Raw genomic sequence first — 26,865 nt, forward strand, 5'->3', positions numbered from 1 at the left:
GTCATGCACGAGGCATTTATGGCGTCGGCAGTGGAAGAAGCGGAAAAGGCAAGGGAGATCGGTGAAGTTCCGATCGGGGCAGTGATCGTCCGTGACGGCCGTGTCATCGCACGGGGGCACAATCTCAGGGAAACCTCACAGAACCCATTGACCCATGCAGAGATGATCGCCATTGAGCAGGCGAGTGCAGTAGTGGGATCATGGCGGCTTGAAGCCTGTACACTCTATGTCACTTTGGAACCTTGCGCCATGTGTTCAGGTGCGATTGTAATGAGCCGCATCCCCCATGTAGTGTACGGGGCGAGAGATCCTAAAGGTGGCACAGTAGACAGTCTGATGCGCCTTTTGGATGAACCGCGTTTCAATCACCGTGCAGAAGTGACCTCCGGTGTATTGGAGGATACATGCAGTGGCTTATTGACTTCGTTTTTTAAAAACCTCAGGAAAAAACATAAAAAGTAGAATGTTGAATGAATTTTCTGATAAAATGAATTTAAAATGATAAGGGAGTTTTAGAGCGCTTATGGTCAAATTAATCGCATTGGATATGGATGGGACATTGTTGAATCCCCACCATGACATCAGCCGCCGGAATATGGAGGCGATCAATGAAGCGATGAAACGGGGAATACAGGTTGTCGTGGCGACTGGGCGTGCCTTCTATGAAGCACATGGCATCATACGCCAGCTCAATACGCCGCTGCCTTATATATGTCTGAACGGAGCAGAGGTGCGCAACGAGTCCCATGAAATATTGGCAACGAATGCGCTGAATGCCGAACTGGTCCATAAGGTGGCGGACGTGTTCCGCTCAGAGGATATTTTCTATCAGATCTATACCGATCGTGCCATCTATACGGCAGATGTGGAACGTGATATCCAGATTTTCATGGAACTTGCCGGGGAAGAAAATAATCCTGCCAGCGAGAAAAGGATCAGAGGATTCATGGAAGAACGCCTGAAAAGCGGCACCTTGGTGGAGACTGACGACTATAGGACGATATTCGAGAATGAGGAAGAGAACATCTTGAAACTGCTCGCCTCTTCACCAAGCAAACCAAAACTTTTCCGGGCGAGAAATGAACTCTACGATATCGGTAATCTGGCGGTATCCTCTTCATCTGAAGGCAATATAGAACTGACCCATGAAAATGCACAAAAAGGCATTGCACTCACCGATATCGCCAACATCATGAATATTGATATGAAGGATGTCATGGCAGTCGGGGACAACCTCAATGACATCTCCATGCTGAAACGGGTTGGTACGGCAGTGGCAATGGGGAACGCAGCTTCCGAGGTGAAGGCCATCGCAGACAAGGTGACGGAAAGCAATACCGAAGACGGTGTCGCCATAGCCATTGAAGAGGCGCTTGACCTACTTGAAGAAAAGCAGGAAGCCCAGGCTGGGGACTTATCCGAATCATAGAGTCTGATGCTTTGCTCCGGCTCAGCACCGATATCAGAAATGCCCGATTTCTCATAAGGAATCGGGCATTTTATTAAATCTTATACGCTCTGGGGAGTGGGTTCTGAATGACTTTCATCTGATTCCCCGTCCATCTCCTCCACCTCCTGCTTGGCAGTCGCGTACATACTTTTCGATTTGGTGATGAGGTCTTCGTTGAAGAAGATGCGCACTACCGCAAGCATCAGAATTGCACTGATGATGTTGATGACCCAATAGAGCTCGAAATCATAGAGGAAACCATAAAAGATGGCACCGACCGGCATGATGCTCATGGAACAGAGGTTCATGGTCGAAAACACCCGTCCCTTGAGGTGTTGGGGGGTGACGAGCTGGACGAATAGACTGATCGGTATATTGATGAACTGTAGTGCCATGGCGACGCTGAGGCCGATGCCTCCGATGATCAGCACAAGCGACACGATGTCTCCGCCAAGATATAGGGGCAGCAGGTAGACGACGACCAGGGCGGCAAATGCAGACAGTCCCCTCTTCATGAGCAGAAATGGATTATCAAGTTGCTTGATTCTGGCAACCGCCACGCCACCTGCAAGTACGCCAAGTCCTCCGATGGCATTGACGATACCGACAGTTTCCGGCTGGAGAGACAGTTCATGGATAATCATCTTTTCAGGGAAGATCGTAATGACTCCAGCCATGAAGTTTATCAGAGCGGCGATGAGCAGGAGGGATTTGAATACTTTATTTTTGGCTATGAAGATGAATCCTTGGCTGATGTCACGCTTGAACCTGCTCCCTGTGCCCTCCTCAAGGTTATTTTCCGCTTCGGTGTAGTAGAGCTTGAAGTCGAGAAGAAAATCGAGAAAAGCGTTCCGCAGGGTTGAGGGCACCATCGAAGATATAAAGGATTCCCACTTCACAAAAGAATTCTACATGATCCGCGATATCATTTTTGGAGATGGCCGGGGCAGGACGCTGAAGTGGGAGTAGAGACCGGTCTGCCTTTCATAGGAATCATTGAAAATGGAAGGCATAGGCGCATTTGATTTCTACTCTGATGCTACATATAAATGGATGTCCACCATCCATTGCCTCAGATGTCACGATTTTTCTGGTAAGGGAATACCATATAAAAAAGGACATGGCAGCTTAACGCTGTCATGTCCTTTTGTGCGTCCCATCGCTTCTATATGAGGGGGGCGTTTATTTTTGGTATGACATCCTGCTGAAGGCGTCATGCTGGTGGATGCTTTCTTCATTGCGGCATTCAAGTTCGAAGCCTTTGACCCAGTCAAGCTCCACCAGATCATAGGCGATCAGGCGGATGAGGTCCTCTACAAAGCGTGGGTTTTCATAGGCACGTTCTGTGACCATCTTTTCGTCCGTACGCTTCAGTATCGGATAGAGCTGGGAGGATGCGTTGATCTCAAGCAGCTGATACAGCTGCTCCTTATGATCTTCCGGCAATTCGGCTTCTGGATCGATGTCGAGCAGCACTTTTACGTAGCCGCGCTGATTATGCGCACTGTATTCACTGATTTCCTTTGAGCAAGGGCACAGTGTAGTGACCATTGCCGTCATGCCCAGTTTTTTCTGCTGTACGCCATCACCGTCGATCTTCAAGGCGTATTCAACATCAGCATGCGCCATGCCGCTCAGACGGGTGCCGGGGCTCGGTTTAGGGAAATACCATTTACCTGTTCCGGTAATTTCCGCTTCTTCCTGATGCATGCGCGTACGCAGTGTTTTCAATACATTTCCGAGAGTGGTGAAGTCGAGTGACACACCGCGATCATTCTCCGTCTCCAGCGATTCAAGTATGCGGCTCATGTTGATGCCCTTTTCATCGCGTCTCAGACTTGTAGCCAATTCGAAGGTGCCGACCGATTGGTAGTCACCGATGACGACTGGATAGCTCAAATTATTTATGCCGACCGAGTCGACCTCAAACAGAAAATCCTTCTTTGAACTTTGGAGATCGGCCATGCATTCCTTCTCTGTAGGCTTTTTTCCTTCTATGGGATCGACGGATCCGAAATGCTTGAAACGGCCTTCTCTCGTAGTGAGATCCAATTGTTCCATGTCTCTTCTCCTTAATCTATATCATAACTGTAGAACACTTCATTCTTCATCCACATCTGGCGGGCTGCTTCACTTTCCGCAGTATTTCCGGCGAGTGTCTTCAGAAGTGGACCGGTCTGGGATTCATGGGCGGCCATGATTTTCTCCTTGCGGTCTTCGTAACCTGAAATATCGACCGAAATATCGGGCTCCCCGAGATCTTTGTATGTGTCGTTGCTGAATGCGACGAGTTGGAGCGCCGGACGTTCTGCAGGCGCCATCTCCTTTACTGCTGCAACGACTGCTTCAGCCGTTGCTTCGTGGTCGGGGTGGACGGAGTAGCCCGGATAGAATGTGATGATCCTTGACGGGTTCAATTCATCAATCATATCTTTGACGACGCCCTTCAAGTGACCTGGCGCTTCGAATTCCAACGTCTTGTCGCGGTAGCCCAACAGGCGCAGATCATCCAGGCCAATCAGTCGCGCGCTTTCCTGCACTTCTTTTTTTCTGATTTCATGCAGTGATTCGCGTGTTGCAAATGGCGGATAGCCGAGGTTGCGTCCCATATCGCCGAATGTCAGGCAGGCGTATGTGACGGGCACGCCCATATCCACGTAGCGGCTCATCGTCCCGCTGACGCCGAATGCTTCATCGTCGGGGTGGGGGAAGATGACGAGTACTTGTCTTTCCTTTTCCATGTCCGTGCCTCCTATTTCAAGAATTCCTGGGTTGAGATTTCCAATGCACTGGCGAGTTTTCCATCGTAGTTGAAACCATGCATGATAAATTCATTGTTGTCATTCACTTCGTAATGAGTCAGGCCAAGGACGTATATCCAGCCCTCATTGTCGAGCTTGAGGCCTACGCGGTATTCACCATTTTCGCCGCCGCGTATGCCACCCTGGACGTATGTCACCTGGACGTTGCGGAGGAACATGCCAGCATTGAAGACTTTCTCGTCGAAGTGGCTGGCGTACATGCCTCCGGTAATTTCGACATGTACAAACACTTTCTTGTTCTGATAGCTGTCCAGCAGCTGCTGGACCTTATCCTGATTGATTTTTTCCATATCTGTGAAACGCTCCTTAAATTAAAGCCTTGGGAAAGCATTTCCCCTCTATATTTGTTCGTCTGTAACATCAATTTTTTCGACGGTATTGAGTGCACCGTGGCGTACGACACCGACATGTTCATTCATCTTCCAGCCGTTTTTGATCGCTGCAGTGACGAATGCCTTTGCATTCTTGATCGCTTCCAGAGGATCCTGGCCGTTCGCAAGATTTGCAGTGATGGCCGCGGCGAAAGTACATCCAGCGCCATGGTTGTAGGAAGCATCTATCTTGTCGCTTGAGAGCAGGTGGTATTCATTGCCATCATAATAGACATCCACTGCTTTGTCGCCATCGATTTCGGAACCACCTTTGATGATGACATGATCGGCACCTTTGGAATGGATGACTTCAGCACATGCTTTGGCCTCATCCAAAGTTTTTGGTGTCTTCCTCCCTGCCAGCTGCCCGGCTTCGAAAAGGTTCGGTGTGACGACTGTTGCATGTGGAAGAAGGTGTTCAATCATGGCATCCACAAGTCCTGGATTGAGGACTTCGTCATCCCCTTTACATACCATGACCGGGTCGACGACGAAGTGGTCGGCCTGGCTGTCGAGAAAGGCTTTCTTACTGCGTTCTATCACTTCTTCAGAAGGCAGCATGCCTGTCTTGATTGCATCCGGGGAAATGGATAGTGCCGTTTCAAGCTGGTCATCCACGACTTCCAGCGGAATCGGATTGACGCCGTGGGACCATGTTTCGGGATCCATTGTGACAATGGTCGTCAATGCAGTCATGCCGTATGTTTCATGCTCCTGGAAAGCTTTCAGGTCAGCCGCAATTCCTGCGCCGCCGCTTGTATCTGAACCCGCAATAGTGAGCGTCTTTTTAAGTGCCATGATTTAAATTCCTCCAATGTGTCATTAATAATGGTATTTTACTATATAAGGGAGTGTATTTCTAGAGAGATGCTTGTATAGATGATATAATTAAAATTTAGACAGAGGTGAAGAGAGATGGAATGGAAAGATGTATTTGAAATGATTAAGCAGGAGAATGATTTCTCCTCACTTGAAGAGACACTTGAAGAAAAATATCGCACGGGCCCCGTATTCCCGCCCCGTGAAGAAATATATACAGCTTTCGAACTGACGCCATTCGAAGCGGTGAAGGTCGTCATCATCGGCCAGGACCCCTACCATGGTGAAGGCCAATCCCATGGTCTTGCGTTTTCGGTCAATGAAGGCGTCAAAGTGCCGCCCTCCCTGCGCAACATGTATAAGGAGCTGGAGTCCGACCTCGGTATCAAGCGGACCAAGGGCAATCTGAAGGATTGGGCAGAAGAAGGTGTGCTGCTGCTGAACACCGTGCTTACGGTTGATGCCCATCAGGCACATTCGCACAGAGGTCTTGGATGGGAGAAGTTTACCGACGGCGTTATACAGAAAGTTTCGGGGAATCTCGAAGATGTCGTCTTCATACTGTGGGGCAAGCCAGCTCAACAGAAAGAAAAATTGATCGATACGACCAAACATCATGTCATCAAATCGACGCACCCAAGCCCACTCTCTGCATATAGGGGCTTCTTCGGCACACGGCCGTTCAGCCGGACCAATGATTACCTGACATCCCGCGGCCGGGAACCTGTGGACTGGAGTGAACGGTAATGAGGCGTGAAATCATCGCAGAACTCAAGCAGGAGCTGAACCTTATGGAAACAGCAGGCGGGCAGCATGAGTTCGACAAACACGTATATGCCATGGAACGACTCCTCAGTCTTCTGAAGACCGGAGAGGATGCGGGTGATGCACATCCTGAAGCGAATCATACGGTCCCGGGCTCGATGTCCGAAACAGACCGCAGGATGCTGGAACAGATGGGCGGCAGCGTGCCCCACTCAACCCGGCAGGAGACAAAAGGCCGGCAGCTTGAGACAGAAGACGGCTCAGGCAATGGAGAATCACTGTTTGACTTTTAGACTTAATACGTAAGGAGTAGGCAAAATGAAACTTTTCATCATAATGGGTGCGATAAATGCATTCATTTCAGTGGCGTGCGGTGCCTTCGGGGCCCATGGACTCGAGGGTAAGATAAGCGAACATTACATGGATGTATGGGAAAAGGCTGTGTCCTACCAGATGTACCATGCCCTTGGCCTGATTGCCGTTGGAATTCTGGTCCAACTGACTGGCGCCCCATTCCTCGGGACAGCAGGATGGCTGATGCTGCTTGGCATCATCTTCTTCAGCGGTTCCCTCTATATTCTGGCAGTCAGCGGTATATCGATCCTCGGTGCCATCACCCCCATCGGCGGTGTATTGTTCCTGGCAGGATGGGTATTCCTGATTGTCGGTATGATCAAAATATAAAAGACAACATGACCTCCGTGTAAACGGAGGTTTTATCGTATGGGGATAAAATGCGTCAAAGCATTAGTCCATCAGTTCCAGTTTAACATTTGATATACAGGTTATATACTTATATATATGACCATATGTCGAGGGGAGATGCGCATGAACAGTGTTTTGAATGACCACCAACCCATATTCCATCAGATCGGAAAATGGATTGGCGACCAGATCATCGATGGCATATTCGAGCCACATGACAGGATTCCTTCAACTAATGAAATTGTCCACCTCTATAAAGTGAATCATCTGACCGTGGCGAAAGGCGTGAATGAATTGGTGGAGGAAGGTCTGCTCTATAAAAAGCGGGGCGAAGGAAAAAGTGATCCGCCTCACAGACGCTATGAATGTACTTTCAACGCACACCAACGAATCGATCCGCTCGGCGGTGGTGCTTGAACCTCTAGATGAAGCAGACCGTAAGGCTGCAAGGCAACAGCATCTCTACATTGCGCCATTGAAGGTGCAGGAACTCTTCACCATATTGACTGCGACCAAGGAGGGATAAAATGGACAAGATGAAACTGGCGACGGCCGATTTCTCGAAGGAGATGGCGAAGTGGGCCGTGTGGTATATGGTTGTTATGGTTGCCCTTTATATATTGCTGATGCTTTTTATAGATGACTCCGGAATCAACGGCATGTCATTCTTCTTTATGGCATCTGGGGCCAACCGCATATTCATGTTGGTGGTAGGCATTCTCACAGTATTCGTGTTTCTGGAGCGTGCAATCCAGCTTGGATTGACACGGATGACGTTTATGCGGGCGGTGTTATGGACAGGTGTCATCTTCACCGTAACCCTTGCATCAGTGGCTGGCATCATATCTTTGATTCTAGGCGTGATGCCATGGTTCGGTACACAAACCACCGCATCAGGTATGGGTGGTCCTGTCTCCATGGTGCTTGGCCATCTGCTGGCCGCCTATCTGTTCTACCTGGCAGGATTCATCATCAGCATCGGATTCTACCGTGGGTGGTTCGGTGGACTCATCGCCATTGTACTTGGTGTCGGCATCGCTGTAGCGATAGAATCATTATGGACATTCCGGACCGAAGGGGTGTTGTTCGAGCTGAACATGATCAGTGGCGCATCAGGCAACATCTTCCTTACCCTTGTGTTCAGCGGACTGCTCATATTGTTTACAATCGCCTTAATCCAATCACTCATGCGCTCGTTGCCTATAAAAATCAAGTGAAAAAACAGCCTCCCAAGATTTTGGGAGGCTGTTTTTTATGGAAAGAATCATATCATTTCGTTTTTTTACGGTTCTTGAACTTTTTGATTATAAATGGCAGTGCCAAAGGGATCAGCCTACGCAGTAGACGGGCCATGCTCATTCCTCCCAACTTGATGGATGTGTTTAATAATATATAGCCATCAATATGATGTTTTAAACTTTATCTGAAGAATGACAGCAAGGAATCCGCTGGCAGGTGCACACCGACATAGAAGTCTCCGAAGTCGCCATATCTCGCTGAAACCTCATCGAACCTCATCTCATAGATCAATTTCTTGAACTGGAGCATCTCGTCAGAGAAGAGCGTGACGCCCCACTCGTATTCATCGAGTCCGACAGAGCCTGTGATGAACTGCTTCACCTTGCCGGCATATCCACGTCCGATCATGCCGTGGGAACGCATGAGCTCACGACGTTTTTCCATATCGAGCATATACCAGTTATCCTCACCCTGGCGACGTTTATCCATTGGGTAGAAACAGATGTAGCGTGATTTTGGAACTTCCGGGTAAAGGCGTTTTTTGACATACTCATTCTGATACGGATCTTCATCCGATTCCTTTGCCAAATAGTTGCTCAGTTCGATGATCGACACATAGGAATAGGCAGGGATGAGGAAATCGCTGATCTGCAGTTTGTTGAATTCCAATTCCAGTGCATTCAGTTCGTCGATTGTCGGCCTCAGCATCCATAGAATCAAATCTGCCTTCTGTCCAGTTATATTGTAGAAGGCATAGCTGCCTTCCTTCTTATCATGAACTTCCTCCTGACGCTTGAGGAAATCTTGGAGCTCCGTGACGAGCGTCTCCATCTCATCTTTTTCCAGTAGGCGGAGGGAAGGCCAGTCGACACTGTAGAGCAAGTGGAGGCTATACCAACCGTCAAGTGTTTGTGCAGCTTCGTTCATTAGTGTATCTCTCCTTTTTTGATATCTCTCCTCATTTTACTCCATAAGAAAACGTTTTAAAAGCATGCAAGGATGAAATGATGTGACAAAAAGAGTATAATATTGCGTATGTAAAGGTAATCAAGGAGGATATTATGAGTAAATTTCTAAAAGACCTCAAGTCGAACCTGGAAGGCAAGAATGTCAAAATCGTCTTTCCTGAAGGGAGCGACAAAAGAATTCTTACTGCAGCAGTCGAGTTGGCGGATACGACTTATGTCCAACCGATTGTGCTCGGTGCCAAAAAAGAGCTGGATGCATTGGCAGAACAGGAAAACCTGGATTTGGGCAAGGTTGAGACCATCGATCCTACAGATTACGGAGAAAAAGATGCCTTGACCGATGCATTCGTCGAGCGTCGTCAAGGAAAAGTGACGGCAGAACAGGCTGATGAGATCCTCAACGATGTCAATTATTTCGGTACGATGCTCGTCTACACGGGACGTGCTGAAGGATTGGTATCCGGAGCGATTCATTCGACACCGGATACGGTCCGTCCTGCATTGCAGATCATCAAGACAAAACCAAGTGTCTCCCGTACAAGTGGTGTATTCTTCATGATCCGTGAAGATGAACTCTATGTCATGGGTGACTGTGCAATCAATCCCGAACTCAATGCTGAGGAATTGTCGGAAGTGGCTGTGGAAACGGCTAAAACCGCAAGGGATTTCAAGATGGAGCCCCGCGTCGCCCTGCTCAGCTTCTCAACAAGAGGCTCTGCCAAAACCGAGGAAACAGAGAAGGTGAAACTGGCTACACAATATGCCCAGGAAAAACTTCCTGAGGTGCCGATTGATGGAGAACTCCAATTTGACGCGGCATTTGTTCCAGGTGTGGCAGAGAAGAAGGCACCAGACTCTCCGCTAGAAGGCCGCGCGAATGTCTTCATCTTCCCTTCGCTTGAAGCGGGTAACATCGGCTATAAGATTGCGCAGCGTCTCGGCGGATTTGAAGCATATGGCCCCATACTGCAAGGATTGAACCAGCCGGTCAATGACCTGTCGCGCGGATGTTCCAAGGATGAAGTCTATAACTTGGCGCTGTTTACAGCGACCCAAGCCTTGAATCAGCATGACGATTGATGGATTGAAGGCGGACTGGCAATTTGTGCCCGTAGATGCAACCCCCCATCCGTTCATGTCATTTGCCATGGATGATGTACTTCAGGAAATGGTATCGCAGGATGGCATACCTAAGGTCAGGGCATGGGTCCATGATCCTTTCGTCATACTCGGGCTGCACGATGCCCGTCTGCCCCATCTTCAGGATGGGCTCAACTATCTGGAGGAGGCTGGATTCCAATATATCGTACGCAATAGCGGGGGTCTCGGCGTCGTCCTTGATTCCGGCATCTTGAACATCTCACTGATCCTGCCGAAATCGACATTGCCCCAGATAGATGATGGATATGATCTTATGCTGGACCTGGTCAGGAGAACCTTCTCCGAAGCAGAAGTGGAAACGGGCGAAATCGTCCACAGCTACTGCCCTGGCAGCTATGATCTGAGTATCGGGGGGAGGAAGTTCGCAGGCATCTCGCAGCGCCGCATCAGGGATGGTGTCGCCGTGCAGATCTACCTCTCGATTGCGGGCAGCGGCAGTCGGCGTGCGGAAGTGATGCGCCGGTTCTATGCATTGGGCATAAAGGGCGAAGGAACGAAGTTCACCTATCCGGATGTCCACCCAGAAGATATGGCCTCCCTCAATGAACTTCTCGGCACTGAGATGTCGGTTGATGAGGTGCTTGAGGCCATGATCGACATACTGAAGGAGCATGGTGCAGTCACGCCGCTGCCAGAGATGGATGAAGCGCAGAAAGCCCGCTATACCCATCATCTCGAGCGGATGAAAACACGCAATAAAGATATCCACGTCCTGGAACAGAAATGATTGAAGGCAGGCTGGTTGGCCGGCGCCTTCTTTTTTATGCGGAAATAAGGTTTAATCGACCGCGGCAAGTGGAACAGTACCATAAAAGGAGTGGATGATGTGACTGCAGATGAAAACAAAAGAATGACGACAAGGGAAGAAGAAGAGAAGCTTAAAAAAGAGAAGAATAAATCCGGCAATGAAGTGACGGAAGAAGTGCCGGCGGATAACCCGCCCCAGCAAGACAGCAAGAAGGAAGCAGAAAGGGAGAAGGATGTCCAACAGCAAAAGGATAAGAAGAACCCGCTGGAGAACACCGACGCCCCTTAAGGAAACCCATCGTTGGGCTGCCGTATTTCGGTAGCTCATCTTTTTATGGTAAAGTATCATTAAAGGCAGTTGAAGGGAGGGTGGCGGGATGTCACAGGACGAATATGGAAAAAAGCAGCTTGTAGAAGAAAAAGTCTTCAAAGACCCGGTGCATCGATATATTCATGTTCGTGACCAGGTGATATGGGATCTGATCAAAACCAAGGAGTTCCAAAGGTTGAGGCGGATCAAGCAGCTGGGGACACTGTACCTGGCATTCCATTCAGCCGAGCATTCACGGTTCAATCACTCACTCGGCGTCTATGAAATAGTCAGGCGTATGGTAACCAACTTCCAGGAGTTTGAAGAGTGGAATAACGACGACCGTTTGCTTGCGCTTGCGGCGGCCTTGCTTCATGACTTGGGCCACGGTCCATTTTCCCATTGCTTCGAGACGATCTTCGATACCGACCATGAGGCGTTCACCCGTAAGATCATACTGGGGAATACCGAAGTGAATGCCGTTTTGAAGAAGGTCGGCATCGATTTCCCATTGGAAGTGGCCCAAGTGATCGATAAGACCCACGAAAATAAGCTGGTGATCAGCATGATATCGAGTCAGATCGATGCAGACCGGATGGACTATCTGCAGCGTGATTCGTATTACACCGGCGTCAGCTACGGGACCTTTGATATGGAGCGCATACTGCGGGTGATGAGGCCGAGCAAGGATGAGATCATCATCAAGGAGAGCGGCATGCATGCGGTCGAAGATTATTTGATGAGCCGTTACCAGATGTATTGGCAAGTGTACTTCCACCCGGTCTCACGTGGTGGAGAGGTCCTTTTGAATCTGATATTGCGGCGTGCAAAACATCTGCATGAAGAAGGCTATCAGTTCAAGCAGGCACCAAAATACTTCATCCCGTTCTTTTCCGGGGAAGTGAGTGTCGAAGATTATTTGAGATTGGACGAAATGGTGGTCAATTTCTATCTCCAGGAATGGATCCATGAGGGTGACCCTGTGTTAAGCGACCTGTCGCATCGACTGGTAAACAGGGACCTCTTCAAATATCTGCCATTCGACGGTTCAGTCATCACCTTTACCGAACTGCAGCACCTGTTCGAGAAGGCCGGTATCGATCCCGAGTATTATTTCTTCAGTGACTCCTATTCGGATCTGCCATATGATTACGACCGTCCAGGCTCCAAAAGCAACCGCTGGCCGATCCATATCATGAGGAATAACGGGGAACTGAGGGAGATAAGTTCCCAGTCCGCCATCATAAATAGCATTACCGGTGTGCACCGCATGGATTCGAAGTTGTATTACCCCAAAGAAAAGATACTGCAGATAGAAAATCTTGAGCTAAAAGGCGAAATCATCAATTTACTTAATGAATTGGCATAGGAGTAGGATATAGAATGGCTAATGAATCCAATGGCAAGAAAAAGGGATTCCAGTTCAACATCATCAAAAATGACCCGCTTGACGGGCACAAAGGTCAGAATATCGGATCAATCAGCCTGGAGAATGTGGCACCCGTCTATGTGAACGCAGATACAGGTGAAACATATATCGATATGGGAGGTCTCCATGGCCGTGCGGAAGTGGAGCGCCGTGTGAAGTGGGTAACTGACAAAAGCGAAGTGGAAGGCGAGGATGCCAAAAACTTATGGCTGGTCTGGGTGGCGGTTGAACGCAAGGAAAACGGCCCACAATACAGTGGCATAGGTGCTTGCTTCGAAATGATAAACCGCACGAAACGCCGGGCCTACAAATTGATGCCTGAGCATGTCAACATGCTGGACCGTGCCGTGAAGGGGAAGATCGACTTGGGTAAAATGGACGGCTTCAGCCGTACAGCCCTAAAGAAGTTCCTGATTTCCTATAACGAAGAAATGTGGAATAACGCAACCGAGCTCCAGGAAGAAATGAAAAATGACTGATTTGTGACGATACTGTGTCAAATCTATAAAAAGATTGCAGATTCTGTCATTGGAATATAGAATATATATAGTTATATGAGATATAACTAGGACACTTGTGGCCGGGAGACATCCCGGCCACTTTTTTGTTATTCAGTCTATAATGGAAGTGTCGTTAGTTAAAATCATTTTAGGGAGGTGCTTATCCATGAGGGACCTTAAGATACACCTGGATAAAGAAGTGATCCAGAACTACATCGATCTGCTTATCGACGATCCGCAGATGTTTTTGGATGAATTTAAGCTGTTGCACAGCAACGAACAGTATCAGATCATCGAGGAGATGGAAGCGCAGCATCAGAAGGCGCTTTTTGGACTGCTGCCGCCTGAAGACTTTGCCAAGCTCTTCAAATGGTTTTCATATACGGGGCAATCGCGGCTGTTCAGCCGTATGTCCGACGAATATGGCAGGGTGATGCTCGAGCACCTGCCTTCCGATGATGTGCAGCGCTTCTTCTCCAAAATGGATGAAGCGCGCCGCAACAGATTGCTCGAAGGATTGAGCGAACAGAAACGCAGCCACATTGAAGAGCTGCTGGCATACGAAAAGCATAGTGCGGGAAGCATCATGCAGAAGGAGTTCATGACTGCCACGCAGGAAGAAAGCGCAAAAGAAGTCGTGGAAAGACTGCGCCATGTTCCGAGGAATGAGGGTCTCCATTCAATCTATATTGTAGAGGACGAAAAATTGAAGGGGCTTGTTTCCCTGCGTGAGTTGGCGATGGCAGAAGATCACCAAACGATGGAAACACTTAGCGAAAAGGTCATCATAACAGTGAATGCGGATGAAGATCAGGAAGCTGTGGCGCATATCATGCAGGACTATGATGTAGTCACCATCCCGGTCATAGACAGCGCCAATCGTCTGCTCGGCATCATCACCGTCGATGACATCATCGACATCATCGAGTTTGAAGCAACGGAAGATATGAGTGAACTCGCCGCTTCCAGGGGCACCGTCGATCTGGAGGTCTCCCCCTATCAAACGGCCAAAAAGAGGGCGCCTTGGATTGTCCTGCTGATGTTCCTCGGGCTGTTGACCGCCAATGTCATCGGGGCTTTTGAAGAGACTTTGGAAGCGGTCGTGCTGCTGTCCCTGTTCATCCCACTCATCATGGATGCAGCAGGGAATACCGGGACGCAGTCGCTTGCTGTGATGGTGCGCCTGATCTCAACAGGCGGATACCGTGACCATGGACTGTTCCGCATCCTCAGGCGCGAACTTGCCACAGGTGTCCTGGTCGGTCTGGCAAGTGGTGTGACCATCGTCTTGTTGATTACGGTATTGTATCAGGAAGTGTGGCTGGCGTTCGTCGTCGGCATGTCCCTGCTGATCACTTTGAGCATCTCGACCATCATCGGTACCATCCTGCCGGTCATCATCAGCAAGCTGAAGATTGACCCTGCCGTAGCAAGCGGGCCATTTATCACGACATTGAACGATGTGATCGGCCTGACCATCTACTTTTCGATCGCCACGACCCTCCTGCAGATATAGGCAGGGTGCGCGGGGGTATGTTATAATTTACAGTACTTGAAGGAGATAATATGAATAACATTAAAGCAGAATACCAGGTGGACCAAACCGTCACGATGAATGATGAAACAAAGCGCTACAGCCAGAAGGTCGATGTTGAGGTGATAGAGCGCAATGACATCTACATGCGCTATGCCGAACAGCTTGATGAGCATGCTTTGGATGTCATCCTCCGGGTGGGTGATGGTTTTGTAAAGATACAGCGCCGCGGCGTCATCAATATGAACTTCCATTTCGTTGAAGATGAAATGACGGATACATTCTATGAATCCCCGGCCGGCAAACATCATCTGAGAATCAGGACAAAGTCGCTTGAAATCGGTGAGCAGGCCATTGAGATCCATTATGAAGTGCATGACTCCGGAGACAAGCTTGGGGATTACCATTATAAAATCAGGAGAGTAGGGTAAAACGATGGATTTGAGACAGCAGTTGAAGAGCTCGATCGAAGCAGCAGTTGAACAGGCCGGGATAGTTGAAGCCGTCCCTGAGGTCAAGATAGAGGTACCTAAAGATAAGGCGAATGGTGACTTTTCCACAAACGTGGCAATGGTGCTCACTAAGCAGGCAAAGCGCAATCCACGTGAAATCGCCCAGATCGTCATCGATAATCTGGACCGGGAAGCGGCAAGCGTCAAATCTGTCGAGATAGCAGGGCCCGGCTTCATCAACTTCAGGATGGATGAAGCTTCGCTGACGGCCATCATCAAGCAGATTTTATCAGAGAAGGAGGATTACGGCCGGAGCGAACTGGAGAGTAAGGAGAGGATCCTGATTGAATTCGTCAGCGCGAATCCGACCGGGGACCTTCATATCGGACATGCGCGCAATGCGAGTGTCGGAGATACGCTCGCTGCCATCATGGATTTTGCCGGTTACGATGTTACGCGCGAATACTACATCAACGATGCCGGAAACCAGATTGAGAACCTGGCCAAATCCATCGAAGCAAGATTCATGGAAGCACTTGGCCAGGAACTGTATATGCCGGAGGACGGCTATATGGGCAAGGATATTAAGAAGATGGCCGAAAAGTTGGCAGAGGAGTCCCCGGAGCTTGCGGAAACTACCCGTGAAGACCGTATCAGGATGTTCCGTCAGATGGGCGTCGACTACGAAATGAAGAAGCTGAAGCAGGACCTTGAAGATTTTAATGTGCACTTCGACAACTGGTTCAGTGAATCGATGCTTTATGAAAAGGGCGAAATCGATATGGCTTTGGAAAAGATGTCTGCCAATGGCTACACTTATGAAGCGGATGGAGCATTGTGGCTTAGGACCACAGATTTCGGGGATGATAAGGACCGCGTGCTGAGGAAGCAGGACGGGACTTATACTTATCTGATGCCGGATGTGGCCTATCATTTTGATAAGGTTGAACGGGGCTTCGACAAGCTGATCAACCTTTTCGGTGCCGATCATCATGGCTACATCAAACGTCTGAAAGGATCTCTCGGTGCACTTGGTGAAGATCCAGAGCGACTTGAGATTCAAATCATGCAGATGGTGCGCCTGATTGAAAACGGCGAAGAGGTCAAAATGAGCAAGCGTACCGGCAAAGCGATTACATTGAGGGATATCATTGATATGATCGGTGTCGATGCCAGCCGCTACTTCCTTGCGATGCGCAGTCCGGACACCCATTTCGACTTCGATCTGGAACTTGCCAAATCGGAATCAAGCGACAACCCGGTCTATTACGCACAGTACGCCCACGCGCGGATCTGTTCAATATTGCGTCAGGCGAAGGACGCAGGCCATACATTAGATGAGTCTGCGGACCTTGATGTCATCCAGCATGAACAGGCGCTTCTGGTATTGAAGAAGCTTGCCGACTTCCCGAACATCGTCCAAAATGCGGCGGAAAACCGTGCGCCCCACCGCATTCCGAATTATATCCAGGAACTTGCTTCGGCATTCCATAAATTCTATAATGCAGACAAAGTATTGACGGATGACCGTGCCCAGACCGCCGCCTATCTCCTTATGATAGAGGCAGTGAGGCAAGCACTCGCCAATGCACTTGGACTGATAGGTGTTTCTGCGCCTGATAAGATGTAGACGGGTCCCCCCTGCCTCCCGGCAAGGGGGATCATGTGTCGTGAGGCACGAAAAAAACCAGAAGGAGTGGTTCTATGATGAAAAGATGGAAGGTCCTTCTGGCCATGACGCTGTTCATCCTGACGGGATGCAGTGGTACGGAAGAGGATATCGAGTCGGGCTTTGAAGATAGGCGCATCATCTCGCTGATGCCAAGCAACACGGAAATACTGGTCGAGCTTGGCCTGGAGACCAATCTCGTTGGCGTAACGAGCGAAGATAACTATCCTGAATCAGTGGCGAATGACGCGTCAATTACAAAGTTCAACACTTTTGAACTTGATGCCGAGAAAATGATCGCCCTTGAACCGACCCACATCCTCGGCCATGAATCTTCATCACCCTATTATGAAGATACTCTGAAACAGGTTTCTGAAAGTACCGGAGCGGAAGTGCTTGTAGTGGAGGAAGCCAAATCGATTTCAGGCATATACGACTCCATAAAGGCCATCGGTGAATTCATCAATGAGAAGACGGCGGCCGAGTGGTTGAACGATGATATTGAACGGAAGGTCAATGTCCAGAACAGCGTCTTCGAAAATCGAGATGAAGAAGCTCGGGTATTCATCCACATTTCAAGCGATCCTGAATTGTATACAGCGGGAACGGAAACATTCATAGATGACGCCCTATCTGAAATACATGTCGAAAATGCTTTTGATGATATCGACGGCTACGCGGCAATCAGTCCCGAAGCAGTCATTGAACGTAATCCAACCGAGGTGGTTTCCATCATGGGGCTTGGCGATGAGGAATTGGAGGAGGCACTCAGTGGCATCCCGGGCATTGAAGGACATGAACTGGATGACCCCAAAAATCAGTGCAACATCGAGCCTGACCTCCTGGCACGTCCAGGTCCGCGTATAGCGGATGGATTGAGGGCGGTGGGACGCTGCATCTATGAGTAGGCATATCTGGATTCTACTGTTGGTGCTGATCATCAGCGGGGCGGTGTCCCTGTTTGCAGGTTCCGTCGGCCTGGCGACCCTGGAAGTTGAACAGCAGCATACGATCCTCTTTGAAATCCGGCTGCCCCGTATGTTGTCTGCCATGATAACAGGGGCTGCTCTGGCAATGAGTGGTGCAGTCTTCCAGATTGTCCTCAGAAACCCGATGGCGGATAGCTTTACATTAGGCATGGCGAATGCCGCAGTGCTTGGCAGTGCTATGGCGGTGGCAGGCATCATGCCTTTTTTTATGCGTCCGATATTGAGCATATTGGCGGGCATGATTGCGATGGGTATTGTACTTGCTGCAGCGAAGCGCATAGATACAGCGTATCGTCCGGAAACATTGATCGTCATCGGTGTGCTCCTTGGAGCGATGATGAGTGGCGTGCTCTACATCATCATTCTGATGGCACCGGAACAGACCGAATCAATCGCCCGCTATATGTTCGGTTCATTATCCGGATCGCGTTATCAGGAGACGCTGCTGACGGGGGTGTTGACTATAGTGGGGGTGGTTTTCCTCTATAGATATGGACACGCGCTCGATATGTTGAACCTCGGGGATATCAGGGCATACAGTTTGGGCGTCGATGCCGCAAAAATCCGTCCCTTCCTCCTTATAGCAGCTGCCGTTCCACCTCTGGTCATCATCAGCTACACGGGATTGATTGCCCTGGTCGGCATCATCGTCCCGCAGATGCTGCTCTACTTCAAGCCGATGCGATTTCGTCCGTTGCTGGTACTCTCATCCCTCTACGGTGCGATCTATGTCAATATTGCTGATACAATCGGCCGTACTGTCATCGCGCCCCTGCAGATACCGACTGGTGTCATGGTCATGATTTCGGCTGTACCGCTGTTCATCTTTTTGATGTATAAGCGTGTGCTGACCAAAGCTTAGGAATGATTATGCAAACGATACTTTACATGCTAAAATAGAGAAAAGGCTGTATATTCAGTCTTTTTTCTATTTTAAGGGGGGATGGCAGTGGCAGAGAAAACACAAGTGGAAGATATATTTAAAATCCGCTCCGTGACGGCACCTAAAATCGGCGCTTTTGGCATAACGGCACTGGTGACACGTCTCGATGAAGAAAAGAACGACTATTTCACCCACCTTTATAAGATGGATGAGGACCGGGAAAGGCAACTTACATATAACGAAGAGCGGCTGTCGAACATCAGGCATTCGGCAGATGGCCGGTGGCTCCTGTTCATCACCAAGGTGGATGATAAGAACCAGGTCTTCCTGCTTGAGACATCTGGCGGAGAGAGGATGCAGCTGACCCACGAAAAGGAAGGGGTTTCACATGCCGAGTTCTCTAAAGGAGGCGGACGTGTATTCTACCAGTCTCTCCATAGTCTGAAGGAAGGGGAGGCGGGTGACACAGCTGATGAAGACAAAAAACCTGAACCTGTCGTTATTGATCGGATGAAATATAAGGCGGATGGCATCGGTCTTATGAAAGAAAAGTATGCAAACATCAAATCGATCAGTATCGACTCCAAAACGGTGGAGACGCTCCTTGAAGGAGAGGAGAACCATACGCTTCTGGAAACGTTCGATGATGGTTTCATCTATGCGACAGACAGAAGTGAAGACAGGGATTTCAACTTCAGTGAGAGACTCTTCATCAGGAGGGGCAGGGAAGACACTGAAATACCGACGCAAAAAGGCGGAGTGTTGCAAGTCGAAGTCTCCCCTGATGGCCGGCGGCTCCTTATCGTCGAGATGGGCCGGGAATATGAAAATGCCACACACGCAACACTTCATCTCTATAATCTGAAGTCAGGCGACAAGTTGCATGTGACAGCAGGGCTCGACCGACCAGTCGGTGATCATCTCGTGGCCGACACGCAGCAATCCGTGGAAACGGATATTGCGAAATGGATCTCCAATGAACGGTTCCTTTTCCTTGTTTCCGATCATGGCAGTGTAAACCTTTACGAAGGAAATATAGAAGGGGAGATAAAACCGGTGCTGGAAGGCAGGCATCATATACATGGGATGGACGTGGGGCCGGATTTTGCCGCCCTGACGATTGCGGACCATACCTCCCCGGGAGAATTGTACCGCTACGACTATGCGACCGGAACGCTTGAACAATTGAGCCGCATCAACGCCGACTATACGGAAAAGACCCTCATCATCGAACCGGAGGATATCGTCTACAATAGTTTTGATGGCACGGAAGTGCATGGGTGGTTCATGCCGCCAGTCGGCTTCACTCCGGACGGGGCGCATCCGATGATCGTCAATATCCATGGCGGCCCACATGCATTTTATGGACATTCATATTTCCATGAAATGCAGGTGCTTGCAGCTGCCGGGTATGCCGTACTCTTCGTCAATCCGCGCGGTTCGCACAGCTATTCGCAGTCATTCGTCGATGCGGTACGGGGCGACTATGGTGGCGGCGACTACAAGGATATCCTGGCAGGTGTGGATTTCATCACGTCCAGGTACAAATGGATAGATGCCGATAATATTGGAGTGACGGGCGGCTCCTATGGCGGTTTCATGACGAATTGGATCGTTGGGCATACAAACCGTTTCAAAGCTGCGGTGACGCAGCGCAGTATATCCAACTGGATCAGTTTCCGGGGAGTGTCGGATATCGGCTATTACTTTACAGATTGGCAGATCAGGGCAGAATTTAATGATATCGATAAAATGTGGCATCACTCTCCAATCAGATATGTGGATGCCGTCGAGACGCCATTGCTTATACTGCATAGTGAACAGGATTTGAGATGTCCGATTGAACAGGGCGAGCAGTTATATATCGCATTGAAATATAGGAAAAAGCCTGTCCAGTTCGTACGGTTCCCGGAGGCGGACCACAATCTGTCACGTACCGGCAAACCGAATCTGCGAATCGATAGGCTGAAGCGGATCGTCAATTGGTTTAATGAACATATGGACTAGAATTCGATTTTATGAATGCAATGATTTCCCGGGAAATCATTGCATTTATGTTTATCAGGCGGCAAGGGCCGAACGATGAAATGGAGATTGGAGGATATGGAATGACAGAGAAGGAAAAAATGCTCAACGGAGAGTATTATGATCCGTATGACGCGACACTTGTGCATCTGCGTGAAAATGCCCAATATCTGATGGATCAGTACAACCATCCGGGCGGAGGCGGAAAGACGCGTCTTTTGGATATGCTGTTCGGATATCATGCCGACGGTGCATCAATCCGGGCGCCTTTCTTTTGTGATTACGGCATCAATATCAAGGTCGGGCGCAATTTCTTTGCAAACTACAACTGCACATTGCTGGACGTCGCTAAAATCACTATCGGGAATCATGTGAGTCTAGGCCCTAATGTTTCACTGATAACAGCGACCCATCCCCTCGATCCTATGAAGAGGCGGGAAGGGCTGGAATTGGGCCTGCCGATTACAATCGGTGATGATGTCTGGTTGGGTGCCGATGTCACGGTGAACCCTGGGGTATCGATTGGAGATAATACGGTCATCGGTGCAGGTTCAGTCGTCACGAAAGATATGCCCCCGAATGTTGTGGCGGCAGGAAATCCTTGCCGCGTGATCAGAGCGCTTGCCGCTTCTGATGAATAAAGGACCCTCAAGCATTTTGAATGTGTGGAGATGTTTATTATAATGGTAAGGTGAAACATTATAATTCATCAGGAAGGATGTAGAGTATGACGCAGAAATATGAAGATAGAGTGGCACGCCTGACGGCACAGGTGGATGTAGACATGGTGATGATCACCGACCCGATGAACGTATTCTATTTCACGGGCTGTTTCATCGAACCGCATGAGCGTATGTTGGCACTGCTCGTGGATACGAAGACGAAGGAAACAGCATTGATGTTTCCGGCGCTCGACCAGGAAGTGGTGAATGATACCGCGACCGCAGATGTGCATCTGCCATATAACGACGGGGAAGAGCCATTCAACCAGTTGTTCGAGCATATGCTGGAGGCAGAAAGCATCGGCATAGAAGGCGGCCATGTCACGTACAACCGCTATCAGAAACTACTGGAAAACTATACGGCGGACCAGGTTGTTTCAGTTGAAGACAGCATCAATTCACTGCGCGGGCAAAAGGATGAAGACGACAAGAAAAAACTTCAGGAAGCGGTGGATATCACAGAAAAAGCGCTATATGATTTCGTGAAGGAGCCGGTGGCCGGCAAGACGGAAAAGGAGATAGCAGAATTTCTGCTTGAACGTGTCAAAGCCTATGGCGCCATCGATGTATCGTTCGGGCCGCTTGTACTGACGGGCGAAAAATCAGCGATGCCCCATGGTGAGCCGGGGGACAAGGCAGTAGAGCCTGGACATTTCCTCCTTATCGATTTTGGAGTGGTGACCAAAGACCGCTATGTCTCGGATATGACGCGGACCTTCATCATTGGTGAGCCAACAGAAGAGCAGCGCTCGATCTATGAATCCGTGCTCAAGGCGAATGCTGCCGGTATAGAGAAGTCACAGGTCGGCACACCGATGCATGAACTGGATGATGCAGCCCGGAGTTCAATCCATTCAGATGGCTATGGAGATTACTTCACCCACCGCATTGGTCATGGACTGGGCCTTGGACTACATGAAGCGCCATCCCTTGATGCCGAAAATACGGACCTGCTGGAGAAAGGACATGTCATTACGATAGAGCCCGGCGTCTATAAGACAGGGTTCGGCGGTGTACGTATAGAAGATATGCTGTATATTGATGAGGAAACGGAAGTATTGACTACATTCCCTAAAGCTATGGAAGCTATTACGCTAGAAGCATAAGACTGCGCCCGCCCGGATGAAGGGCGGGTTTTTTATATGGGACGCCTTGTGCGGCGCGAGAGGCGCGACTGGAGGGCAAGGATGATTATACCCATGAGCAGCATGATCATGCCCACCCAGGACAATAGTGACAGCACCTCGCCTACAAGTAGTACGCCAAGAAGTGCGGCCGTAAGCGGTTCTGCCAAAGCCATGGTGACTGCGGAAGAAGATTTCACATGCTGCAGGCCGTAGGAAAAGAGGAAATAGGCCAAGCCTGTAGCTATCAGACCAATATAGAGGGATACGGATAAACCATTTGCCGTCATCAGCCAAGTTTGATCATTGGAGAAGAGGAAAGGTGCCAACATGACAGCGCTGAGTGTAAACACTACCGCAGCACTGGCAACGGGTGGGTGGGTCTGGACAAGCTTTGAGTTCAGGATGGCATAGCTTGCGAAGGAAAAACCTGCCCCAAGCCCTGATAATACTCCGAGCGGGTCGACCGTCACCGCCCCTGAATTGAGCATAAGGAGCAGACATCCCGCTACCGCAAGGAAAGTGGAAAGCCACCAGATACGTCCCGGACGGGTTTTATGGACAGCCCACTCTATAAAACCAGAGAATACCGGCGCGCTGCCTATTGAGGCGACCGTGCCGACAGCTACCCCGGTCAAAGTGACCGCATTAAAGAAGAAAGGCTGGAAGAGTGCCATGGCCACACCAGTCATCAATACAATATGGATGGGCCATCCCCGGCGCTTTAGCTGGCCGGTCGACATGGCAATGACGAGCAGGATAAGACTGCCGATCAGAAGTCGCATGGCCCCGAGTGAAATACTGTCGACATCATTTGGCAGCCAAGTTTTTGCGGTCCCCACCGTGCCCCAAAGAACTGCAGCCATCAGAATGAGGAGCGGTGCTAAGCTTCTATTCATTGATATTCCCCTCCAACACTTTCAGAAATATACATTATAAACAATATACGCCATAAAGCCATTTATTTGAAATATTTAGAAAACATCCTGTAAAATCCATCACTGGAAGCTTCCCGATCTCCTACGAGAGGCTAGTAGAGCATCTCGTATAGAGAAAGTGCGTCTATCATGTTTAGACCCCCCCTAATTGGGTATAGATAAAAGATAAATCAAGGAGGGACTATTGACATGAAAGTACTTGTAATAGGTGCGAATGGTCAGGTAGGCCATCAGCTTGTTGAGAAATTGAAGGATAAAGGCCATCAGCCGGTAGCGATGGTACGCAAGAAAGAACAACAGAAAGTATTCAAAGATAAAGGTATCGATACAGTTCTCGGTGATCTTGAAAAAGATTTCTCCCATGCATTCGAAGGCGTCGAATCAGTTGTATTTGCAGCCGGATCAGGCGGCGATACCGGAGCTGACAAGACAGTAGTCATCGACCAGGAAGGTGCCATTGAAACAGTCGATAATGCGAAGGATGCAGGCATCAAACATTTCGTCATGCTCAGCTCCATGGGGGCTGACCAACCGAAAGAATCTGATGAGAAGATGAAATTCTATCTGTATGCAAAACATCGTGCAGATGAATACCTGAAATCTTCAGGATTGGACTATACAATCTTAAGACCAGGAATGCTTAAAAACGAAGCGGGCACTTCCAAAGTGAGATTATTTGAAGGCGGTACTGAGATGGGCGAAGTACCAAGGGAAGATGTCGCGAATGTATTGGCCCATATAGTGGATGCGGCTAAGCCTGAAAATAAGACCTATTATGTATTGGAAGGCGATACGCCTGTTGAAGACACATTGAAATAGTAATTAGAAAACCTGCAGTCCGGGAGAATCCGGGTTGCAGGTTTTTTATTGAACACAAATTATTACATGCTGTCGGTGGCCAGCTCATCTTTCTCTGTCTGCCCACCATAATATTTTGTGAGAAAAGCGTTCTTCTCTTCATCCGTGATTTTGTGTATGCCGATGCCTGTGGCGGCAAGCAGTATCGAAATGAACGGTGCCACCATATTGAATATTGCGTAGGGTGCATACTCCCAGGCAGCGACCCCGAGTACTCCGTAGATGAACACGCCACATGTATTCCACGGGATGAATACTGAAGTCAGTGTACCACCGTCCTCCAGGGAGCGCGAAAGGTTTTTGGAATGCAGGTTCTTCTCGATGTAAGTACGGAGAAACATCCGGGAGGGCACTACTACGGAAATATACTGTTCTGAACATGTTGCATTCGTCGCGAACGCCGCAACGACTGTGGAAGTGACCAGACCAAGCGTCCCCTTAGCGATCTTTATAATCTGTTTCATGATGGATTGCAGCATGCCACTGTATTCAAGTATGCCGGCGAATGTCATTGCGACTATCGTCATGGAGACGGTGTACATCATCGAGTCGAGTCCTCCATTGTTGAACAGTTCATTGATCATCTCATTGCTCGATTCAATGACGTATCCCCCCTGCAACGTTGAAATGGCCGTCCCGAGATCTCCCCCCTGCACGAAGAGGTGGCATAGGAAACCAAGTACTATACCGACAATCAATGCCGGGATGGCGGACATCTTGAAGGTGATGCACAGTATGACGGCAAGCGGTACAGCGAGCAGCCAAGGGGAAATCAGAAATTGATTGTCAAGCGATGTCATCATGTCTGATATCTCACCGGCGTTTGCACTGCCATCCCCTCCAAATTGGCGGCCGAGGAAAAAGAAGACTGTGAGTGCAATGATGAGGCCTGGTATGGTCGAATAGAACATATGCTTGATATGTACAAAAAGATCGGTGTTCGTCAGACCGGAAGCAAGGTTGGTCGTATCGGACATCGGAGACATCTTATCACCGAAATAAGAACCGGATATAACAGCACCTGCAACCATGGCAGGTGGGATGCCCATGCTCATGCCGATTCCCATACCAGCCACACCGACGGTTGCCATCGTCGACCATGAACTGCCGATAGACAATGCGACGATGCCGCATAGGATCGTAATGGTCACCAGAAAAAGGGAGGGGCTGATCAGGGCAAGGCCGTAGTAGATCATGGTGGCGACAATCCCACCGCCAATCCATGAGCCGATGACCAATCCAACCAGTATGATTATGACGATGGCAGGTAGGGCCAGACGGATCCCCTTATACATCATTTCTTCTACTTCCCTCCATTTGAACCCATGAAGCAACGCCACAACTGCAGCTGAAGCAGTTCCAAAAATAAGCGGCAAGTGGGGATCTTGCCCCAGCCATATTACAGCAGTGGCCATTGCGAGGATCATCAATAGCAGAGGCAGAAGTGCCATGAAGAATGTAAAGTCTTTTTTGTTGTTTTGTGAAGCCATTTGATCACCATCATTCCATATTAATAATTCTTCTAGATTATACTATAAAAACGGTTTCATAAATAACTAAATAAAGTATCTTTTGTCAAAAAGTATTATAAAAGGTGAAGGAAGACGACAAGACTTTTTTTCTAGAGAGCATCTTATTTCAATATCAATATGAGTGCGAAGAATATTATGGCCCCGATCAGAATGCGCTGCAGAAGCCTGTCCGACATGATGCTGGCATATTTTCCACCGAAGGATCCGCCTATCGCTGAGCCGATGGATAAGGCAATTGCGAATTTCCAGTCGATCATATCATTAAATATGAAGACGAGCAGCGATATGGAAACGTAGATGGTGACGACGAGCGTTTTGATGCCATGCACTTCGGCCATCGGTATTCTGGGGATGAGCATGAGGAGGATCAGGCTGATGAAGAAGCCGACACCAGCCTGCAACGTTCCTCCGTAGAAGCCGATCAGTGTAAAGGCAACCAGAAGAAGCGGAATGGAAATCTTTAGATTTAAAGCCCCCTTCATGTAGCGCTGTGGTTTGATGATGAGCAGAACTGCAAAAATCACCATGAAGGTCGCCAGCAGAGTATCGAAAGTCTCATCGGCGATATTGACGGCAATACGTGCACCATAGACTGATGCGATTGTTGTCGGGACTGCCAACATCAGACTCAAACGCCAGTTCAGATGCCCATTTTTATGGAATTGATAAAGTGCAAAACAATTTTGGACAAGTATGGCGATACGATTGGTTCCGTTCGCCACGGTCGATGGCAGGCCAAAAAATATGAGCATCGGTAGCGTCAGCATGGAGCCACCGGCTGAAACGATATTGATGAATCCGATTGCGATACCCACAGCCAGTACGGCAAAAAGTATCAATATTTCCATGTTTT

Annotated in this window: 30 protein-coding genes; 21 read left to right on the forward strand and 9 right to left on the reverse strand. The window is 49.1% G+C overall.

The genetic code is table 11. The features are described from left to right. Positions 1-3 precede the first annotated feature (3 nt). Together tadA and ACZ5LF_RS01125 are read left to right on the forward strand one after the other, a co-directional pair. Positions 4-462, forward strand: a complete 459-nt coding sequence (gene tadA / locus ACZ5LF_RS01120; RefSeq protein ID WP_380570761.1) for a tRNA adenosine(34) deaminase TadA — start codon at positions 4-6, stop codon at positions 460-462. Between the two features lie 61 nt (positions 463-523). Next, positions 524-1,429 (forward strand): HAD family hydrolase, encoded by a 906-nt coding sequence (locus ACZ5LF_RS01125; RefSeq protein WP_380570762.1) that lies wholly within the window; start codon positions 524-526, stop codon positions 1,427-1,429. A gap of 80 nt (positions 1,430-1,509) precedes the next feature. On the opposite strand, the gene ACZ5LF_RS01130 is transcribed toward ACZ5LF_RS01125, so the two are convergent. The 5 genes from ACZ5LF_RS01130 to thiD all read right to left on the reverse strand — a co-directional run bounded on the left by ACZ5LF_RS01130 (position 1,510) and on the right by thiD (position 5,441). Beyond that, entirely contained in the window at positions 1,510-2,349 is an 840-nt protein-coding gene (locus ACZ5LF_RS01130; RefSeq protein ID WP_380709855.1) for an MFS transporter, read from the reverse strand. Between the two features lie 283 nt (positions 2,350-2,632). Next, positions 2,633-3,511 carry a GTP cyclohydrolase FolE2 gene (folE2, locus tag ACZ5LF_RS01135; RefSeq protein ID WP_380570765.1) on the reverse strand — a complete coding sequence of 293 codons (879 nt, stop codon included), beginning with the start codon at positions 3,509-3,511 and terminating at the stop codon, positions 2,633-2,635. Between the two features lie 11 nt (positions 3,512-3,522). Next, positions 3,523-4,191: a bacillithiol biosynthesis deacetylase BshB2 gene (gene bshB2, locus ACZ5LF_RS01140; RefSeq protein WP_380570766.1), complete on the reverse strand. Its 669-nt coding sequence runs from the start codon at positions 4,189-4,191 to the stop codon at positions 3,523-3,525. Positions 4,192-4,202: 11 nt separating this feature from the next. Beyond that, positions 4,203-4,562 (reverse strand): DUF1806 family protein, encoded by a 360-nt coding sequence (locus ACZ5LF_RS01145; RefSeq protein ID WP_380570767.1) that lies wholly within the window; start codon positions 4,560-4,562, stop codon positions 4,203-4,205. Positions 4,563-4,610: 48 nt separating this feature from the next. After that, the gene (thiD, locus tag ACZ5LF_RS01150; protein WP_380570768.1) at positions 4,611-5,441 is read right to left on the reverse strand and encodes a bifunctional hydroxymethylpyrimidine kinase/phosphomethylpyrimidine kinase; all 831 of its coding nucleotides are present in this window, start codon (positions 5,439-5,441) and stop codon (positions 4,611-4,613) included. A gap of 117 nt (positions 5,442-5,558) precedes the next feature. On the opposite strand from thiD, the gene ACZ5LF_RS01155 reads away from it, so the two are divergent. From ACZ5LF_RS01155 to ACZ5LF_RS01175, 5 genes are all read left to right on the forward strand, one after another. Further along, positions 5,559-6,209 carry a uracil-DNA glycosylase gene (locus ACZ5LF_RS01155; RefSeq protein WP_380570769.1) on the forward strand — a complete coding sequence of 217 codons (651 nt, stop codon included), beginning with the start codon at positions 5,559-5,561 and terminating at the stop codon, positions 6,207-6,209. Beyond that, positions 6,209-6,520, forward strand: a complete 312-nt coding sequence (locus ACZ5LF_RS01160) for a DUF5327 family protein (RefSeq protein WP_380570770.1) — start codon at positions 6,209-6,211, stop codon at positions 6,518-6,520. Before ACZ5LF_RS01155 ends, ACZ5LF_RS01160 begins: the two co-directional genes overlap by 1 nt. A 25-nt stretch (positions 6,521-6,545) precedes the next feature. Next, complete coding sequence (locus ACZ5LF_RS01165) at positions 6,546-6,911, forward strand: DUF423 domain-containing protein (RefSeq protein WP_344704256.1); 366 nt, start codon at positions 6,546-6,548, stop codon at positions 6,909-6,911. A 144-nt stretch (positions 6,912-7,055) separates the two neighbouring features. Then, positions 7,056-7,349, forward strand: a complete 294-nt coding sequence (locus ACZ5LF_RS01170; RefSeq protein WP_380570771.1) for a GntR family transcriptional regulator — start codon at positions 7,056-7,058, stop codon at positions 7,347-7,349. Positions 7,350-7,459: 110 nt separating this feature from the next. Then, positions 7,460-8,149, forward strand: coding sequence for a hypothetical protein (locus ACZ5LF_RS01175; protein ID WP_380570772.1), 690 nt, complete (start codon positions 7,460-7,462; stop codon positions 8,147-8,149). Positions 8,150-8,351: 202 nt separating this feature from the next. Here ACZ5LF_RS01175 and hemQ read toward each other — a convergent pair whose 3' ends face one another. Next, a complete protein-coding gene (gene hemQ, locus ACZ5LF_RS01180) occupies positions 8,352-9,098 on the reverse strand; it encodes a hydrogen peroxide-dependent heme synthase (RefSeq protein WP_380570773.1) in 747 nt (248 codons plus the stop codon). 134 nt (positions 9,099-9,232) lie between these two features. On the opposite strand from hemQ, the gene pta reads away from it, so the two are divergent. From pta to ACZ5LF_RS01245, 13 genes are all read left to right on the forward strand, one after another. Continuing rightward, positions 9,233-10,219: a phosphate acetyltransferase gene (gene pta / locus ACZ5LF_RS01185; protein WP_380570774.1), complete on the forward strand. Its 987-nt coding sequence runs from the start codon at positions 9,233-9,235 to the stop codon at positions 10,217-10,219. Continuing rightward, on the forward strand, positions 10,209-11,027 hold the full coding sequence (locus tag ACZ5LF_RS01190; protein ID WP_380570775.1) for a lipoate--protein ligase family protein: 819 nt from the start codon (positions 10,209-10,211) through the stop codon (positions 11,025-11,027). The genes pta and ACZ5LF_RS01190 overlap by 11 nt, the downstream gene beginning before the upstream one ends. Positions 11,028-11,126: 99 nt before the next feature. Beyond that, complete coding sequence (locus tag ACZ5LF_RS01195) at positions 11,127-11,336, forward strand: hypothetical protein (protein ID WP_380570776.1); 210 nt, start codon at positions 11,127-11,129, stop codon at positions 11,334-11,336. Between the two features lie 88 nt (positions 11,337-11,424). After that, positions 11,425-12,726 (forward strand): HD domain-containing protein, encoded by a 1,302-nt coding sequence (locus tag ACZ5LF_RS01200; protein ID WP_380570777.1) that lies wholly within the window; start codon positions 11,425-11,427, stop codon positions 12,724-12,726. 14 nt (positions 12,727-12,740) lie between these two features. Further along, the gene (locus ACZ5LF_RS01205) at positions 12,741-13,265 is read left to right on the forward strand and encodes a YwhD family protein (RefSeq protein WP_380570778.1); all 525 of its coding nucleotides are present in this window, start codon (positions 12,741-12,743) and stop codon (positions 13,263-13,265) included. 187 nt (positions 13,266-13,452) lie between these two features. After that, positions 13,453-14,802: a magnesium transporter gene (gene mgtE, locus ACZ5LF_RS01210; protein WP_380570779.1), complete on the forward strand. Its 1,350-nt coding sequence runs from the start codon at positions 13,453-13,455 to the stop codon at positions 14,800-14,802. A 50-nt stretch (positions 14,803-14,852) separates the two neighbouring features. After that, the gene (locus ACZ5LF_RS01215; RefSeq protein ID WP_380570780.1) at positions 14,853-15,251 is read left to right on the forward strand and encodes a YwiB family protein; all 399 of its coding nucleotides are present in this window, start codon (positions 14,853-14,855) and stop codon (positions 15,249-15,251) included. Positions 15,252-15,255: 4 nt separating this feature from the next. After that, the gene (gene argS / locus ACZ5LF_RS01220) at positions 15,256-16,902 is read left to right on the forward strand and encodes an arginine--tRNA ligase (protein WP_380570781.1); all 1,647 of its coding nucleotides are present in this window, start codon (positions 15,256-15,258) and stop codon (positions 16,900-16,902) included. A 77-nt stretch (positions 16,903-16,979) separates the two neighbouring features. Next, positions 16,980-17,849 carry a heme/hemin ABC transporter substrate-binding protein gene (locus ACZ5LF_RS01225; RefSeq protein WP_464759541.1) on the forward strand — a complete coding sequence of 290 codons (870 nt, stop codon included), beginning with the start codon at positions 16,980-16,982 and terminating at the stop codon, positions 17,847-17,849. Next, positions 17,842-18,792: a FecCD family ABC transporter permease gene (locus ACZ5LF_RS01230; protein ID WP_380570783.1), complete on the forward strand. Its 951-nt coding sequence runs from the start codon at positions 17,842-17,844 to the stop codon at positions 18,790-18,792. Before ACZ5LF_RS01225 ends, ACZ5LF_RS01230 begins: the two co-directional genes overlap by 8 nt. An 81-nt stretch (positions 18,793-18,873) precedes the next feature. After that, positions 18,874-20,820, forward strand: a complete 1,947-nt coding sequence (locus ACZ5LF_RS01235) for a prolyl oligopeptidase family serine peptidase (RefSeq protein ID WP_380570784.1) — start codon at positions 18,874-18,876, stop codon at positions 20,818-20,820. 101 nt (positions 20,821-20,921) lie between these two features. Further along, complete coding sequence (locus tag ACZ5LF_RS01240; RefSeq protein WP_380570785.1) at positions 20,922-21,479, forward strand: sugar O-acetyltransferase; 558 nt, start codon at positions 20,922-20,924, stop codon at positions 21,477-21,479. 86 nt (positions 21,480-21,565) lie between these two features. After that, a complete protein-coding gene (locus ACZ5LF_RS01245; protein ID WP_380570787.1) occupies positions 21,566-22,666 on the forward strand; it encodes a M24 family metallopeptidase in 1,101 nt (366 codons plus the stop codon). Positions 22,667-22,698: 32 nt separating this feature from the next. Here ACZ5LF_RS01245 and ACZ5LF_RS01250 read toward each other — a convergent pair whose 3' ends face one another. Beyond that, on the reverse strand, positions 22,699-23,583 hold the full coding sequence (locus ACZ5LF_RS01250; RefSeq protein ID WP_380570789.1) for an EamA family transporter: 885 nt from the start codon (positions 23,581-23,583) through the stop codon (positions 22,699-22,701). Positions 23,584-23,811: 228 nt separating this feature from the next. On the opposite strand from ACZ5LF_RS01250, the gene ACZ5LF_RS01255 reads away from it, so the two are divergent. Continuing rightward, positions 23,812-24,441 carry an SDR family oxidoreductase gene (locus ACZ5LF_RS01255; protein WP_380570790.1) on the forward strand — a complete coding sequence of 210 codons (630 nt, stop codon included), beginning with the start codon at positions 23,812-23,814 and terminating at the stop codon, positions 24,439-24,441. Positions 24,442-24,503: 62 nt separating this feature from the next. Here the strand turns inward: ACZ5LF_RS01255 and nhaC are convergent, their stop codons facing one another. Both nhaC and ACZ5LF_RS01265 read right to left on the reverse strand, forming a co-directional pair. Then, positions 24,504-25,970 carry a Na+/H+ antiporter NhaC gene (nhaC, locus tag ACZ5LF_RS01260; RefSeq protein WP_380570791.1) on the reverse strand — a complete coding sequence of 489 codons (1,467 nt, stop codon included), beginning with the start codon at positions 25,968-25,970 and terminating at the stop codon, positions 24,504-24,506. 143 nt (positions 25,971-26,113) lie between these two features. Continuing rightward, on the reverse strand, positions 26,114-26,860 hold the full coding sequence (locus ACZ5LF_RS01265) for a sulfite exporter TauE/SafE family protein (protein ID WP_380570792.1): 747 nt from the start codon (positions 26,858-26,860) through the stop codon (positions 26,114-26,116). Positions 26,861-26,865 lie beyond the last annotated feature (5 nt).

It is taken from the genome of Salinicoccus siamensis, from assembly GCF_055391965.1.

Bases quoted from the DNA above. Each gene is read 5' to 3' on its own strand.
- ACZ5LF_RS01165 (WP_344704256.1), top strand. From the start codon at position 6,546: ATGAAACTTTTCATCATAATGGGTGCGATAAATGCATTCATTTCAGTG.
- ACZ5LF_RS01205 (WP_380570778.1), top strand. From the start codon at position 12,741: ATGGCTAATGAATCCAATGGCAAGAAAAAGGGATTCCAGTTCAACATC.
- hemQ (WP_380570773.1), bottom strand. From the start codon at position 9,098: ATGAACGAAGCTGCACAAACACTTGACGGTTGGTATAGCCTCCACTTG.
- ACZ5LF_RS01170 (WP_380570771.1), top strand. From the start codon at position 7,056: ATGAACAGTGTTTTGAATGACCACCAACCCATATTCCATCAGATCGGA.
- ACZ5LF_RS01250 (WP_380570789.1), bottom strand. From the start codon at position 23,583: ATGAATAGAAGCTTAGCACCGCTCCTCATTCTGATGGCTGCAGTTCTT.
- ACZ5LF_RS01190 (WP_380570775.1), top strand. From the start codon at position 10,209: ATGACGATTGATGGATTGAAGGCGGACTGGCAATTTGTGCCCGTAGAT.
- thiD (WP_380570768.1), bottom strand. From the start codon at position 5,441: ATGGCACTTAAAAAGACGCTCACTATTGCGGGTTCAGATACAAGCGGC.
- ACZ5LF_RS01245 (WP_380570787.1), top strand. From the start codon at position 21,566: ATGACGCAGAAATATGAAGATAGAGTGGCACGCCTGACGGCACAGGTG.
- ACZ5LF_RS01265 (WP_380570792.1), bottom strand. From the start codon at position 26,860: ATGGAAATATTGATACTTTTTGCCGTACTGGCTGTGGGTATCGCAATC.
- mgtE (WP_380570779.1), top strand. From the start codon at position 13,453: ATGAGGGACCTTAAGATACACCTGGATAAAGAAGTGATCCAGAACTAC.
- ACZ5LF_RS01125 (WP_380570762.1), top strand. From the start codon at position 524: ATGGTCAAATTAATCGCATTGGATATGGATGGGACATTGTTGAATCCC.
- ACZ5LF_RS01175 (WP_380570772.1), top strand. From the start codon at position 7,460: ATGGACAAGATGAAACTGGCGACGGCCGATTTCTCGAAGGAGATGGCG.
- pta (WP_380570774.1), top strand. From the start codon at position 9,233: ATGAGTAAATTTCTAAAAGACCTCAAGTCGAACCTGGAAGGCAAGAAT.
- ACZ5LF_RS01155 (WP_380570769.1), top strand. From the start codon at position 5,559: ATGGAATGGAAAGATGTATTTGAAATGATTAAGCAGGAGAATGATTTC.
- ACZ5LF_RS01160 (WP_380570770.1), top strand. From the start codon at position 6,209: ATGAGGCGTGAAATCATCGCAGAACTCAAGCAGGAGCTGAACCTTATG.
- ACZ5LF_RS01215 (WP_380570780.1), top strand. From the start codon at position 14,853: ATGAATAACATTAAAGCAGAATACCAGGTGGACCAAACCGTCACGATG.
- ACZ5LF_RS01240 (WP_380570785.1), top strand. From the start codon at position 20,922: ATGACAGAGAAGGAAAAAATGCTCAACGGAGAGTATTATGATCCGTAT.
- ACZ5LF_RS01200 (WP_380570777.1), top strand. From the start codon at position 11,425: ATGTCACAGGACGAATATGGAAAAAAGCAGCTTGTAGAAGAAAAAGTC.
- tadA (WP_380570761.1), top strand. From the start codon at position 4: ATGCACGAGGCATTTATGGCGTCGGCAGTGGAAGAAGCGGAAAAGGCA.
- ACZ5LF_RS01225 (WP_464759541.1), top strand. From the start codon at position 16,980: ATGAAAAGATGGAAGGTCCTTCTGGCCATGACGCTGTTCATCCTGACG.
- folE2 (WP_380570765.1), bottom strand. From the start codon at position 3,511: ATGGAACAATTGGATCTCACTACGAGAGAAGGCCGTTTCAAGCATTTC.
- bshB2 (WP_380570766.1), bottom strand. From the start codon at position 4,191: ATGGAAAAGGAAAGACAAGTACTCGTCATCTTCCCCCACCCCGACGAT.
- nhaC (WP_380570791.1), bottom strand. From the start codon at position 25,970: ATGGCTTCACAAAACAACAAAAAAGACTTTACATTCTTCATGGCACTT.
- ACZ5LF_RS01235 (WP_380570784.1), top strand. From the start codon at position 18,874: ATGGCAGTGGCAGAGAAAACACAAGTGGAAGATATATTTAAAATCCGC.
- ACZ5LF_RS01230 (WP_380570783.1), top strand. From the start codon at position 17,842: ATGAGTAGGCATATCTGGATTCTACTGTTGGTGCTGATCATCAGCGGG.
- argS (WP_380570781.1), top strand. From the start codon at position 15,256: ATGGATTTGAGACAGCAGTTGAAGAGCTCGATCGAAGCAGCAGTTGAA.
- ACZ5LF_RS01145 (WP_380570767.1), bottom strand. From the start codon at position 4,562: ATGGAAAAAATCAATCAGGATAAGGTCCAGCAGCTGCTGGACAGCTAT.
- ACZ5LF_RS01255 (WP_380570790.1), top strand. From the start codon at position 23,812: ATGAAAGTACTTGTAATAGGTGCGAATGGTCAGGTAGGCCATCAGCTT.